Source organism: Woeseia oceani (assembly GCF_001677435.1).
Lineage (GTDB): Bacteria > Pseudomonadota > Gammaproteobacteria > Steroidobacterales > Woeseiaceae > Woeseia > Woeseia oceani.
On the sequence record NZ_CP016268.1, the window covers coordinates 1,760,058 to 1,773,125 of the forward strand.

The following is a 13,068-nucleotide window of genomic DNA, read 5'->3' on the forward strand; positions in this document are numbered from 1 at the left end:
GCCATGAGTAGCAGTCTTCGAGTCCACAATCAGCCTGCCTGGCTTTTGCATCACCGGCCGTTCCGGGACAGTAGCCGCATTCTGGATTTGCTCAGCCGCGACTACGGTCGCCTGTCGCTGGTCGCGCGCGGCGCCCGCTCGGCGAAATCAAGCCTGAAGGGCATTCTCCGGCCGTTTCTGCCGCTGTCGGTGTCTTGGGTCAGCCGGACGGAACTCGGCACCCTGACGGGTGCGGAAATGAACGGGCCGCCGGTGTCGCTGGGCGGCGATGCCTTGCTTTCCGGCTACTATGCGAATGAGCTGCTGCTGAAACTGATGCACCGCCATGACCCTCAGCCGGAAATTTTCGCCATGTACGGCAGAACGGTTCAACGCCTGGCCGGGGTTGCGCAGCCGGCCGCATTATTGCGGCAATACGAGATGGAGCTGCTTGGACTGCTCGGTTACGCCTTGAACCTGGAGCACGATGGTCTGCAACAGCAGGACCTGGAGTCGCAACGCTACTATGAGTACCGTGCTGAACAAGGCGTATTGCCGAGTACATTAACCTCGGGTGCCATGGTTTTTCGCGGTGCAGAGTTGCTGGCGATACGCGCCCAGGAATTTGGCGATCCGGCGACACTGCGAGCGGCTAACCGCCTCATGCGTGGTGTCATCGCGTATCATCTGGATGGCAAGGAGTTACAAAGCAGAAAAGTGCTGCGCGAACTGCGCGGCAAGTCGGCCGGTACGTGGCGCGACGACATCAATAAGGAATCGGGGATTGACTGACTTAAGACCACTGCACCTCGGGGTCAACATCGACCACGTGGCCACGTTGCGGCAAGCTCGCGGCACCCATTATCCGAGCCCGGTTGACGCGGCAATACGCGCGGAGCGCGCCGGCGCTGACAGCATCACGTTGCACCTGCGGGAAGACCGTCGCCATATTCAGGATGCAGATTTGCCGGCCATGAAGTCGCGGATGCAGACTCACATGAATCTGGAGATTGCCCTAAGCGATGAAATGCTCGACATTGCCTGTGAACTGGGGCCGTCCGATGTCTGCCTGGTTCCGGAGAAGCGGGAAGAGCTCACTACCGAGGGCGGACTGGATATAGTTGGGCAACAGAAACGTGTGCAGGACGCTTGCCGTCGATTGACCGATGCCGGAATCAGGGTGTCGTTGTTCATCGACCCCGATGAAGAGCAACTGCGTGCGTCTCGCGACGTCGGTGCGCCGGTGGTCGAATTGCATACCGGGGCTTACGCTGATGCCAGTGATGAAGCCCAGCAGTATGAGTTTAACCGCATTGTGGCGGCGGCTAAAACCGGCGATGAACTCGGATTGATCATTCACGCAGGCCACGGACTGCACTACGAGAACACCGCGCCTGTCGCGAAAATCCCGCAAATCGTTGAGCTCAACATCGGCCACGCCATCGTCGCGCGTGCTGTTTTCGACGGCATCGCCAAAGCTGTGTCCGACATGAAACAGCTGATGATTGCCGCCCGCACGGGCCGCCGGGCAGACGCATGATTTTCGGCGTAGGCACCGATCTCGTCGAATTGTCCAGGATACGCCAGACCTACGAACGCTTCGGTGATCACTTTGTCGAGCGTTTGCTGATGGACGAAGAACGAACGTTGTTCGAACAGGCACGGGACAAGGGACGCTTTCTCGCGATGCGTTTTGCTGGCAAGGAAGCGACAGTCAAAGCGATGGGCACTGGATTTGCACACGGCGTCTGGATCCGGGATGTCGGGATCGTCAACAACGAATGGGGCAGACCGCTAATAATCTGGTCGGATCGTGGTCGCGGGGTGTGCCAGAAATTGGGAATCGGCGAAGGCCACGTCAGCCTGACGGATGACGCGGGCCTGATAATGGCTTTCGCCGTTGTGATGAATGCGCCAGCAGAAGGAGCGCGACCCTGATGCATTGTTTTGCCTTCGATATTGAAACCGTACCTGACGTTGATTTCGGGCGGCGTATGTACGACCTGGACGGTCTGAGCGATGCCGATGTTGGCACTGCCATGCAGTTCAAACAGCAACAAAAAACGGGCAATGACTTCCTGCCGTTGCATCAGCAACGCGTCGTTGCCATTTCTGTTGCGTTTCGTACGGCAGATACCTTTAAGGTCTGGACGCTCGGTGACCCGGATGCTGACGAGGCGGAGATCATCCGCCGCTTCTACGACGGCATCGAGCGCTATACCCCGGAACTCGTAACCTGGAACGGGTCCGGGTTCGACCTGCCAGTATTGCACTATCGAGCGTTGCTGCACGGCATTAAGGCGGCACGTTATTGGGACACGGGCGATAACGACCGGGATTTTCGCTTTAACAATTACCTCAGTCGTTTTCATTGGCGGCATCTCGATCTGATGGATGTGTTGGCGGGCTTCCAGATGCGCGGACGCGCCAGTCTGGACGAGATGGCGGTCATGCTGGGCTTTCCGGGCAAGCTGGGGATGAGCGGTGACAAAGTCTGGGACTGCTGGCTCGATGGCGGCATTGAAGAGATCCGGAACTATTGCGAGACCGATGTCCTGAATACGTATCTTGTGTACCTGCGCTTCGAGTACATGCGTGGCAATCTGGACGAGGCCTCTTTACAACGCGAGTACGCGCTGGTGCGAGAAACTCTGGCAGCGATGGATGAGCCACACCTGAAAGAATTTGCCGCCGCATGGAAAGAGGTCTGAACTGTCGATGGCAAGAAAGAAAGCACAGCCGGAAACGGCTGAAATCAGCACGGTGACTCACGATGGCCGTGGTATAGCGCGAATTGAAGGCAAGACGGTGTTTGTCGCCGGTGCGCTCAGCGGCGAAACCGTCCGCTTCCTGCGCCGCAAGCGTCGACGTAACTACGATGAAGCCGAGTTGCTTGAAGTGCTGGAGCCTTCCAGTGAAAGGGTGACGCCGCGTTGTGTGGCCTTTGGCGTGTGCGGCGGCTGCACGTTGCAGCATCAATCCCAGGGGCGGCAACGGGACATCAAATCGGATGCCTTGCGCGAAGCGCTGCAACGCATCGGTGGGGTCACACCCGAAGTATGGCTGGAGCCCGTTTTTGATGGCGGTGAAGAGGGCGGCTGGCACTACCGCCGGCGCGCCCGCCTTGCGGTGAAAGACGTACCGGCCAAAGATCGCGTGCTGGTCGGCTTCCGCGAACGCCACGTTCCCTATGTCACGGACATGCACCGCTGTGAAGTGTTGGCCCGGCCGGTCGACAGCTTGCTGGATCCACTCAGTGAGCTGGTTGCAAAACTGAGTATCCGCGCACGCCTTCCACAGATTGAAGTCGCCATCGGTGACGAGCAAGCCCGGCTGGTGTTTCGTGTACTTGAGGAACCGACGGCAGCTGATCGTCAGCACTTCGAAGCGTTTGCGGCGGCGCACGGCGTAACGGTCGCCATGCAACCTGGCGGACTGGATACCGTATACGATCTGTATCCCGTCGAACCGCCGCCGTTGTTCTACACGTTGCCGGAGTACGACATCGAGCTGCAATTCGAGGCGACGGACTTCGTGCAGGTCAATGCCGACATCAATCGTCGAATGGTGCAGCACGCATTGACGCTACTGGCGCCTGAGCCCGGTGACCGGGTGCTCGATTTGTTTTGTGGGATTGGCAACTTTTCTCTGCCTCTGGCACGGCTGGCAGGCGAGGTGCTGGGCATCGAAGGCGAGCAACGGCAGGTTGCCCGGGCAACGGCGAATGCCCGCCGCAATGGCCTGGACAACGTCAATTTCCTCGCCGCCGATCTTGATGCCATTGATGGCAAAGAACCGTGGCTGAAGAAGCAGTGGCAACGCTTGTTGTTGGACCCGGCACGCAGCGGTGCCCTGGCTGTCGTGCAGAGAATCGACAAGATCAAGCCGCAACGTATTGTTTATGTGTCCTGCCACCCGGCAACGCTGGCGCGGGATGCGGCGGAACTGTGCGCCCGTGGCTACCGACTGAGCGCGGCCGGTATCATCGACATGTTTCCCCACACCAGCCATGTTGAGTCCATAGCCGTTTTCGATAAAATTAAGAAATAACAATGAAATATAATGGATAGTTGATGCTTTTAGTGATTGCAAATTGCGAGCGATGCGCGTGCTGTAGCGACGCCGGGCAACGCGGAGGTGCGGCCTGAGCCGCGCGGACACCGTGCCACTCGGACCGGTCATGCTGGACATCGAGGGGCTGGTGCTGACGCCGGCCGACCGGGAATTGTTACGTGAGCCGGCCGTTGGTGGCGTGATCCTGTTCAGTCGAAACTTTGAGTCACCGGAGCAACTGGCGGCGCTGGTGTCGTCAATCCGCGCCTTGCGCAGCCCGCCATTGTTGATCGCGGCTGACTATGAAGGCGGGCGAGTGCAACGATTCCGGGACGGCTACACCCCGATCCCACCGATGCGAATGCTCGGGCGTTGTTACGACGGTGACCCGCAGGAGGCGCTTGCCCTGGCCAGAACCTGCGGTTGGCTGATTGGTTCGGAATTGCGGGCCTCCGGCATCGATTTGTCGTTCGCCCCGTGTGTTGATCTGGACTGGGGTCCGAGCGAGGTCATCGGTGATCGCAGTTTTCATCGCAAGCCGGCGGTGGTGGCCGAGTTGTCGATCGCGCTCAGTCACGGTATGCGGGACGCTGGCATGGCGGCAGTGGCCAAACACTTTCCGGGGCACGGTGCCGTGGTGGCTGATTCGCACGAGAAGTTACCGGTCGACCGTCGCCCGTACAGCGTCCTGCTGGATGACATGCAGCCGTATGAAAAGCTCGTGCAGCGGCGGGTGCTGGCCGGTGTCATGATGGCGCACATCGTTTATTCGGAAATGGACCCGATGCCGGCTGGTTTCTCGCCGTACTGGATCAAAGAACAGTTGCGGGGCCAGATCGGTTTCGACGGTGCCGTCTTCAGTGACGATCTGTGTATGAAAGCGACACTGCCTTATGGCTCGATAGCCAAGCGTGCGCAATTATCCCTGGTGGCCGGTTGCGACATGGTGTTGGTGTGCAATGATCGTGCGGCGGCGCAATCGGCGGTCGCGGCGCTTAATGACTATTCCGATCCGCTGGCCCGGGTGAGGCTGGCGCGATTGCACGGTGTTGGTACGCCTGCCCGGGACAAACTGCTGGCCACTGCCGAATGGCAACAGGCGACTAAACGACTTGCGGACTGGCTCGATCGGCCAACGCTGGAACTGAACGCGTAGCTGGGAGCAGCGAGTAATGACAGGTTCGAGGCAACAATTCGCGATAATCGCCGGCAGCGGTTTTGCCAAGTTCGGCGGTGATTCGGCGGGTGAGTCCGTCAACACCCGGTTCGGCGCGCCGTCCTCGCCGCTGAAACAGCTGCAGTTTGCGAATCACAGCGTGTACGTGATCGTGCGCCACGGTGAAGATCACGATATCCCGCCGCACGCCATCAACTACGCCGCTAATCTTGTCGCCCTGAAGGACGCCGGAGTGGACCGCGTGATCGCCATCAATACTGTCGGTGCCATAAGCCGTGAATACCGGCCGGGTCAGCTGGTCGTACCTGAGCAGCTGATCGACTATACATGGGGCAGAGTTCACAGTATTTACTACGAGCCTTGCGCTACGCTGGACCACATAGACTTTACCGATCCCTTCAGTCCGGGTCTGCGTTCGATGTTGCTGGAGGCGGCCAGCCGGGCAGAAACGGAGTGTCATGACGGCGGTGTGTACGGTGTGACCCAGGGGCCGCGGCTGGAGACGATGCGGGAAGTCGACAAGCTCGAACGAGACGGCGTTGACATCGTTGGCATGACAGCCATGCCCGAGGCGGCCATCGCGCGTGAGCTAGGTATGGACTACGCCTGTCTGTCGCTGGTCGTGAACATGGCTGCGGGTCGTGGTGACAAGGCGATCCATGAAGACATAGAGGACAGCACCATGACGGCCAAAATGCAGGCCATGCGGGTGTTGAAAGCGTTTTTTCAGAGGCTCGAAAACGACTGATTCATTGTGGCCGTTGCGCAGCCTAAGTTGCCGGATTCACAATCAGTGTCGCGCAAATGTCAGCAGTAAAACGCAGTGTGTTGCATCAGCTTATCAACGTCAGCGCTGAGCCGTTGTTGCTCGCGCGTGTCGATCAGACCGACTGGCCGGTAGCTTTGTGCAACCCCGCTCTCGAAGCGCTGGCTGACCGCAGCGATCTGCTGAGTGCGCCCGTTACCGATATTATCGAGGCTCTGCACGGGCGAGAGACCGCGCGTGAGCTGAGTGAAACCATTCGCTCTGGTCAGGAATCGAGCATTCCCCTGGAGATCAACGGCCGCAACTGGCTGCTGGTACTGAAACCCATCGAAGAATCTGCTGACGGCAGTGCTCGCTACTATGCGGCGGCCTGGCGTGACAGCGCCAGCATGACCAGTGGTGGCGATGCGAGTGCAGCGCATCAGGCATTGCTGCGAGCGCGCCGGCGCATTCGTGATTTGTCCCGTGATGATCCGCTGACCGGCTTGCTGAATGAAGCCGCATTTCGTGATGTATTGGCTCATGATTGGGCGGTTGCAGCGCGGGAGAAGGCGTCGCTTGCCTTGCTGGCGTTGCGGGTGGATGACTTCCCGCAGTACCAGCGGGTATTCGGCCAACATGCATCCGAGTCTTGTCTGCGGCGCGTCGCACAAGCCATACGTCGCTGCCTGAGACGGGCGAGCGATGTCGCAGCACGTCTGACGTACGATGGTGAAGAGGTGTTGCTGGTCATGCTGCACGCATCGGACACGGAAGCGGTCGCGGCATTTGCTGAAATTATTTCTACTGAAGTACGTGGCCTGCGCCTGCATCACCCGCATTCCAGCAAGGAACGTTACGTGACTGTCTCATCGCGGTATTCAGTAGTGGCGGCATCTGGCGGAGCCGCGGACGCACAAGCTTTCCTGACAGACCTGGTCAGTACCTGAAACTATTCAATCGGTGCTAATGAAGCGTCGGCCTCTGTGTCAGTTGCTTCGAGTCGGGTCACCTTCGCCAGTATCCCGAAACGCGGATGATCAAAGTAGCGCAGGTCACCGCTTTTCATGATGCGGTCTTCGTTGATACGCAGGCGGACGATGCCCGCGGGCTGCGGGTCGTATCCGGTAAACGGCCTGTTGCTGCGGCGGTCAGCAAATGCGGGAACATTGGTGTCGCTGTTACGTTCTGACTCCGGGATCAGTGACAGATCCACCACCAGGTGCAGGAAGCGGCTCAGGTACAACTGCAATTCGCCGTCAAATTCGAAAGGCACGCTGCCCAGGCGGCGCAGCGGAATCGTCGGCGAGGCGTCACGCTCAAGGACAGTTTGACTCCAGCCCGACCAGAGAACGGGTTCGTAGGCGTCAAGGCGCTGGAGCTTGTTGTACACGTCAGCGAGCTGCAACTCTTCGCGTCGCAGTACCCGCAGTTCCACACGCTGTCCCGGCAGTATGATTTCTTCCAGCTCGGTATCGAGGTCTTGCGCACTGTCATCCGGTACGGGAATCAGGTCGCCGAACTCCGGAATCGCGTCCGCATTCAATGGTGAAATGCGGCTGTCCTCATCCGCGATGCCAAATGCTGCGTCATCCGGCAACGGTTCTGGCGGAAATACTTCATTGCCGGTGGAGACGCTGTCACTGTACCGAAACAATATGACTTCCACTGCATAGCGCCGCGCTTCGGCCTCCGGGGCGGCGCTGTCGGTGACGGTCTGAGCCTGCGTGCCGAAAGCGGCCAGCAGCAGCGCGAAACCAAACGGGCTAAGACCTTTCATGTAACGCATTGTACGACTCCGGGCCGGCGGGCACTCAGGCGTTGGCGGCGCGCTTGCTGTCGCCAACCGGTGCCAATTCGGCTAATAAGGTGTTGATGGCGGTGAACCGGTCCTCGATATCCACCATCGGTTGGCGAAACTGTAGCCGATCCGCGCCGCGCATACGATAGATATGACTACGTGTTTGCATCAGACGAACCAGTTGCAAAGGATCAACATCCGCGCCCTCGCCAAACTGCAGGAATCCGGCTTCATCGGAAGCATCGATTTTCTCGATGCCCAGGCGAGCGGCGGCCGCCCTTATGGCTGCAACGCGCATCAGGTTTTTGGCGGCTGGTGGTAGCAGGCCGAATCGGTCGATCAGTTCAACCTGCAGATCGCGAAGTTCCTGCTCACCACGCGCGCTCGCTATTCGTTTGTAAAGTATCAGTCGAAGATGAACATCAGGTACGTAGTCGTCTGGCAGCAACGCAGGCACGTGCAGATTGACTTCAACGCCTGCGTTCAGCGGTTTGTCGAGGTTGGCGACTTTACCTTCGCGCAATGCTTCCACGGCACGTGTGAGCATTTCCGTATAGAGCGAAAAGCCGATTTCCTGAATTTGCCCACTCTGCGTATCGCCGAGCAATTCACCGGCGCCACGTATTTCGAGATCGTGCGTCGCCAGGGTAAATCCGGAACCAAGATCTTCCAGCGAGTCGATCGCTTCCAGACGTTTCGCCGCATCGGCGGTCATTGCACGTTTCGGTGGCGCAATCATGTAGGCGTAGGCGCGGTGGTGCGAACGGCCGACGCGCCCCCGCAGTTGGTGCAACTGTGCAAGACCAAACCGATCGGCGCGGTTGATGATAATCGTATTGGCCGTTGGAACGTCGATACCGGATTCCACGATGGTCGTGCACAACAGCAGGTTGAAACGACGGTGGTAGAAATCGAGCATCACCTGTTCCAGTTCGCGTTCGGGCATCTGACCATGGCCCACACGAATCTTGGCTTCCGGCACCAGCGCCGACAAACGCTCACCGATACGGGCGATGTCTTCGACTTTGTTGTGAATAAAATAGACCTGACCGCCACGCTTGATTTCGCGCAGGCAGGCTTCGCGAATGACAACGTCATTCCATTCGCTGACAAAGGTCTTGACCGCAAGGCGTTCTGCGGGCGGGGTGGTGATCAGCGACAGCTCGCGCAATCCGCCGAGCGCCATGTTCAACGTGCGCGGGATCGGCGTTGCGGTCAGGGTGAGTATATCGACTTCACTGCGCATCGACTTGATGGCTTCCTTATGACGAACACCGAAACGGTGTTCTTCATCAATGATCACAAGGCCGACATTCTCGAAGTCCTTTACGTGCTGCAACAGGCGGTGTGTGCCGATAACAATATCGACGCGACCATTGCGCATGTTTTCGACGACAGACTTGACCTCTTTCGGGCTGCGAAAGCGCGACATCACTTCGACCCGCACGGGCCAGTCGGCAAAGCGATCCTTGAAGGTCTGCCCGTGCTGTTGCGCGAGCAGTGTGGTGGGCACCAGTAATGCAACCTGTTTGCCGCCGTGCACGGCGGCGAAGGCCGCGCGGAGTGCGACTTCCGTCTTGCCGAAACCAACGTCGCCACACACGACGCGATCCATTGGTCGCGCGGCTGCGAGATCGCCGAGTACATCGTTGATGGTCTGTTGCTGGTCTTCGGTTGGTTCGAAAGGAAATCCGCTTTCAAATGAGCGGTAGTCGGCCTCGCTCCATTTGAAAGCATGCCCTGGCCGTGCTTCGCGTCTGGCGTAGACGTCCAGTAACTCTGCGGCGACATCGCGAATCTTGTTGATTGCCCGCTTGCGCGCTTTTGCCCACTGGTCGCTGCCCAGTCGATGCAACGGTGCATTTTCGGGAGAGGCGCCGGTATAACGGGATATTACATCCAGTGACTGCACCGGGACGTACAGTTTATCGCCACCGGCATATTCAAGATGGAGGAACTCGGCGACAGTACCGCCAGCCTCCAGGGTGACCAGCCCGAGGTAGCGGCCAACACCGTGCTCTGCATGCACCACCGGCGAGCCTGCTTGCAGATCGTTGAGCTGGCGTATGATGCTTTCCGGGTCGCGTTCAGCACGTCGGCGGCGGTTACGTTGTCGGACTTTCTCGCCGAACAGTTGTTGTTCACTGACGATCGCGATACCGGCAAGCGGCAGCAACACGCCGTCTTCCAAAGGAGCGACGGCAACGCAAAGCCTTGAATCGCTTTGGCAGAACTCGGCCCAGCTTGCGACCCGCGTAACCTTTTGCTCACGACCTTGCAGGAAGTCGCTGACACTCTCGCGACGGCCGGCAGAATCGGCGGTAAACAGAACCCGGCCGGAAAAGTTATTGAGGAACGTCATGAGCGCTCGCGCCGCGTCTTCGAAGCGGGCTTCGATCTTCATCGCCGGCGGCAACCGTGATTCGACGTTCAGCACCGTTGCCGTCTCGGGTATTTTGTTCGAGCTGGTTGCTACCTGGCGGTAGTGGCTCAACAGCTCTGCGATGTGTTCTGGCGCGGCAAAGGTTTCTTCCGGATTCAGGATCGGGCGTTCAGGGTCCAGCCGGCACAGTTCGTAACGTTCTTTGATTTCCGCCCAGTTTTGCTCGAGCAGGTCGTCAAGTTCGGCCGGCGCAACAATCACCGTGTCGCTGTGCAGGTAGTCGACGAGTGTCGCGGTATCGTCGAAAAACAAAGGCAGGTAATACTCGATGCCGCCGTGTGCAATACCGTCCGATATGTCGCGGTACACACGTGATTGGGAAGGCTGGCCTTCGAAACGTTCGCGATAGCGACGACGGAACAGTTTGACGGCTTCATCGTCCAGTGGCACTTCGCGTGCCGGCAATATGTTGACGCCGTCAATTTTTTCGCCGGACATCTGCGTATCCGGGTCGAAGCAGCGCAGTGTGTCGATCTCGTCGTCAAAGAAGTCAATGCGCAACGGTTGGGCGGAGCCCATCGGGAAAACATCCAGCAGTGCACCGCGGACGGCAAACTCACCGTGTTCTTCAACCTGCGGTACGCGCAGGTAGCCGGCGCCGGAAAGTTTGTCGATGAATGCTTGACGATCGAGTGTGTCGCCGGTATTCAGGCTAAGTGTGCGGGCGGCGACGTAGCCGACGGGCGGCAGGCGCTGCAAGAGTACCGATGCCGACACGATTAAAATGCCGCGCTTCTGCTGTGACAGAGCAGCCAGCACGGCCAATCGTTGCGAAACAATATCCTGGTGGGGCGAGAAGGTGTCCCACGGCAGTGTTTCCCATTCAACGAAGTGCGCCACGGGCAGGTCGCCGGCGAACCAGCGTGCTTCGGCTTCCAGTCGGTCTGCCTCGCGAGCGTCGGGCGCGAGCAGCAATAGCGGGCGGTTTAAACCGCGGGCTAGTTCAACGGCGGCAAGTGCGGTACTGGCACCGGTCAGGCGGCCGATCGATCGCAAGCGATCCTGATGGGCGGTCGGTATTAGGAAGGGCAGGTCGGACACGAGTGGCTGGCTGTTTCAAACGGCCGGCGATTATCGCATACACACAAAAAAGGGACAGGTGCCTGTTGCAGCTGTCCCTCTCGCGGCAGGGCGATGAGCCCCGCTGTGTTAGCGCTTGCTGACGGCGTGGATAACGCGGTCAAACTCAAAATAGACGGCGAAACCGGCGTAGTCCCAGCGCGTAATTGGCGGTTCACCCACGGGGCTCTGACGCGAATTGGGGGTACCGAACTCGGCTTCAACGCGCGCCTGAGTCATGCCACGGACGGGTTTGCCGGTCTGTTCGTAGCGTTCGGCATTGTCGGTGCCGCCCATTTGCAGGGTATCGGCCTGGGCTACGCCCATCAGGCTGGCCGCCAGTACTGTGAGGCTCAGTGCCCGAGCTTTGTTCATTTCCGACTCTCCGTTGGGTTGTTCGCGGACTATAACATTGGCCGGGAACAGGCAAAACATGGACTTAGGCCGTTTTGTACACCCTGGGCCGGCAGGGCTCCCGGACCTGGGTCACAGTTTGCGCGCGGCAGCCGGCTGAGCCAGGACTCATCACCGTCCGGGAACGAATGTGGTTTAATGCGGCCGATGATTCATCCTGTCGAACTGTTTGTCGGATTGCGCTATCTGCGCGCCAAACGCCGCACCCGTTTCGTTTCCTTTATCACGCTGGTTTCGATGGCAGGTATCGCTCTGGGCGTCGCCGCGCTGATTGTCATCCTGTCGGTGATGAACGGCTTCGAAGGGGAGCTGCGCAGCCGCTTGCTCAGCATGACAGCACACGGCTACGTCGCGTCCGATAACGGTGCTTTGCAGGACTGGCAGGCGGTTCGACAGCGAGTGCTGGCGCAAGACGGCGTACTTGCGGCTACACCTGTTGTGCAGCTGGAGGGCATGATCCGCACGGGTACGGAACTGAAACCGGTGCAAATTGACGGCATTGAGCCGGTCGCTGAAGAAGGCGTTGCAGGCCGCACGATCAACCTGGTGGAAGGCCGACTTGCGGACCTGCAAGCTGGCGAGAAGGGGGTCATTCTTGGCCGCTTGCTGGCATGGGATCTGGCTGTTGCTGTCGGCGACAGTGTGGTCTTGCTGGTGCCGCGGGCAGGGGCGAACGGCCAGATGGAACCCGTGCTGGAACGCTTTGTGCTGGTTGGCATGTTCGACGCCGGCGTGCAGGAACACGACACCGGACTGGCGTTGATGCATTTGCAGGATGCCGCGCGACTCGCCGGACTCAATGACGGCGAGGTGAGTGCCGTACGCTTTTTGTCCGGGAATGTACTCGCGGCACCCGCCATCGCAGGAGGCTTGCGAGATGCGTTCGGCTCCGGATACCGCAGCTCGGACTGGACTGTTGAGAACGCCAGCTATTTCCGCGCCATCCGCATTGAAAAGATGATGATGTCGTTGATCCTCTCGCTGGTTATCGGCGTTGCTGCATTCAATATTGTTGCCAGCCTGGTCATGGTAGTGACGGACAAGACCAGTGACATTGCCATCTTGCGAACCCTGGGCATGGGGCCTAACGGCGTTGTCCGGGTATTTTTCATCCAGGGCGCGATGATCGGCTGGCTGGGTGTTCTGGCCGGTGTCGGTGTCGGCGTCCTGCTGGCGCAGAATGTGCCGACACTGGTGCCAGCTCTCGAGGCGTTCTTCGGCTTTCAGATCATGCCGGGCGACGTCTACTACGTCACCCGTATCCCTTCTGTGCTGCAGAGCAGGGATGTCATCATTATTGCGATTGCTGCATTCGTGCTGACCTCGCTGGCAACCTTGTACCCGGCCCGGCGAGCCGCATTGGTCGATCCGGCCAGTGCGCTGCGTTATGAGTGAGC

12 protein-coding genes are annotated in these 13,068 nt (G+C 59.2%); 9 read left to right on the top strand and 3 right to left on the bottom strand.

Annotated features, from left to right (window positions below; all coding sequences use genetic code 11):
* Positions 1–3 precede the first annotated feature (3 nt).
* The 8 genes from recO to BA177_RS07840 all read left to right on the top strand — a co-directional run bounded on the left by recO (position 4) and on the right by BA177_RS07840 (position 6,904).
* The gene (gene recO, locus BA177_RS07805; RefSeq protein ID WP_068615090.1) at positions 4–771 is read left to right on the top strand and encodes a DNA repair protein RecO; all 768 of its coding nucleotides are present in this window, start codon (positions 4–6) and stop codon (positions 769–771) included.
* Positions 764–1,519, top strand: a complete 756-nt coding sequence (gene pdxJ / locus BA177_RS07810) for a pyridoxine 5'-phosphate synthase (RefSeq protein ID WP_068615093.1) — start codon at positions 764–766, stop codon at positions 1,517–1,519. The genes recO and pdxJ overlap by 8 nt, the downstream gene beginning before the upstream one ends.
* Positions 1,516–1,917 carry a holo-ACP synthase gene (gene acpS / locus BA177_RS07815; RefSeq protein WP_068615095.1) on the top strand — a complete coding sequence of 134 codons (402 nt, stop codon included), beginning with the start codon at positions 1,516–1,518 and terminating at the stop codon, positions 1,915–1,917. Before pdxJ ends, acpS begins: the two co-directional genes overlap by 4 nt.
* Positions 1,917–2,690 (top strand): 3'-5' exonuclease, encoded by a 774-nt coding sequence (locus BA177_RS07820; RefSeq protein ID WP_068615096.1) that lies wholly within the window; start codon positions 1,917–1,919, stop codon positions 2,688–2,690. Before acpS ends, BA177_RS07820 begins: the two co-directional genes overlap by 1 nt.
* A 7-nt stretch (positions 2,691–2,697) precedes the next feature.
* Positions 2,698–4,029: a 23S rRNA (uracil(1939)-C(5))-methyltransferase RlmD gene (gene rlmD, locus BA177_RS07825; RefSeq protein ID WP_068615099.1), complete on the top strand. Its 1,332-nt coding sequence runs from the start codon at positions 2,698–2,700 to the stop codon at positions 4,027–4,029.
* Positions 4,030–4,141: 112 nt separating this feature from the next.
* Positions 4,142–5,188 carry a beta-N-acetylhexosaminidase gene (gene nagZ, locus BA177_RS07830; protein WP_068615102.1) on the top strand — a complete coding sequence of 349 codons (1,047 nt, stop codon included), beginning with the start codon at positions 4,142–4,144 and terminating at the stop codon, positions 5,186–5,188.
* A gap of 16 nt (positions 5,189–5,204) precedes the next feature.
* Positions 5,205–5,957, top strand: a complete 753-nt coding sequence (locus tag BA177_RS07835; protein ID WP_068615105.1) for an S-methyl-5'-thioinosine phosphorylase — start codon at positions 5,205–5,207, stop codon at positions 5,955–5,957.
* 56 nt (positions 5,958–6,013) lie between these two features.
* The gene (locus BA177_RS07840; RefSeq protein WP_068615108.1) at positions 6,014–6,904 is read left to right on the top strand and encodes a diguanylate cyclase domain-containing protein; all 891 of its coding nucleotides are present in this window, start codon (positions 6,014–6,016) and stop codon (positions 6,902–6,904) included.
* A 2-nt stretch (positions 6,905–6,906) separates the two neighbouring features.
* On the opposite strand, the gene BA177_RS07845 is transcribed toward BA177_RS07840, so the two are convergent.
* The 3 genes from BA177_RS07845 to BA177_RS07855 all read right to left on the bottom strand — a co-directional run bounded on the left by BA177_RS07845 (position 6,907) and on the right by BA177_RS07855 (position 11,632).
* Positions 6,907–7,743 (bottom strand): CsiV family protein, encoded by an 837-nt coding sequence (locus BA177_RS07845; RefSeq protein WP_082989973.1) that lies wholly within the window; start codon positions 7,741–7,743, stop codon positions 6,907–6,909.
* 25 nt (positions 7,744–7,768) lie between these two features.
* Complete coding sequence (mfd, locus tag BA177_RS07850) at positions 7,769–11,239, bottom strand: transcription-repair coupling factor (protein WP_068615114.1); 3,471 nt, start codon at positions 11,237–11,239, stop codon at positions 7,769–7,771.
* 108 nt (positions 11,240–11,347) lie between these two features.
* On the bottom strand, positions 11,348–11,632 hold the full coding sequence (locus BA177_RS07855) for a hypothetical protein (RefSeq protein ID WP_068619081.1): 285 nt from the start codon (positions 11,630–11,632) through the stop codon (positions 11,348–11,350).
* Between the two features lie 177 nt (positions 11,633–11,809).
* On the opposite strand from BA177_RS07855, the gene BA177_RS07860 reads away from it, so the two are divergent.
* Positions 11,810–13,066 (top strand): lipoprotein-releasing ABC transporter permease subunit, encoded by a 1,257-nt coding sequence (locus BA177_RS07860; protein WP_082989974.1) that lies wholly within the window; start codon positions 11,810–11,812, stop codon positions 13,064–13,066.
* The last annotated feature ends 2 nt before the right edge of the window (positions 13,067–13,068 follow it).

What these genes read in the sequence shown, in the direction of transcription:
- recO (WP_068615090.1), top strand. Translation starts at nt 4, where the DNA reads ATGAGTAGCAGTCTTCGAGTCCACAATCAGCCTGCCTGGCTTTTGCAT.
- acpS (WP_068615095.1), top strand. Translation starts at nt 1,516, where the DNA reads ATGATTTTCGGCGTAGGCACCGATCTCGTCGAATTGTCCAGGATACGC.
- BA177_RS07820 (WP_068615096.1), top strand. Translation starts at nt 1,917, where the DNA reads ATGCATTGTTTTGCCTTCGATATTGAAACCGTACCTGACGTTGATTTC.
- rlmD (WP_068615099.1), top strand. Translation starts at nt 2,698, where the DNA reads ATGGCAAGAAAGAAAGCACAGCCGGAAACGGCTGAAATCAGCACGGTG.
- BA177_RS07835 (WP_068615105.1), top strand. Translation starts at nt 5,205, where the DNA reads ATGACAGGTTCGAGGCAACAATTCGCGATAATCGCCGGCAGCGGTTTT.
- BA177_RS07840 (WP_068615108.1), top strand. Translation starts at nt 6,014, where the DNA reads ATGTCAGCAGTAAAACGCAGTGTGTTGCATCAGCTTATCAACGTCAGC.
- BA177_RS07845 (WP_082989973.1), bottom strand. Translation starts at nt 7,743, where the DNA reads ATGCGTTACATGAAAGGTCTTAGCCCGTTTGGTTTCGCGCTGCTGCTG.
- BA177_RS07855 (WP_068619081.1), bottom strand. Translation starts at nt 11,632, where the DNA reads ATGAACAAAGCTCGGGCACTGAGCCTCACAGTACTGGCGGCCAGCCTG.
- BA177_RS07860 (WP_082989974.1), top strand. Translation starts at nt 11,810, where the DNA reads ATGCGGCCGATGATTCATCCTGTCGAACTGTTTGTCGGATTGCGCTAT.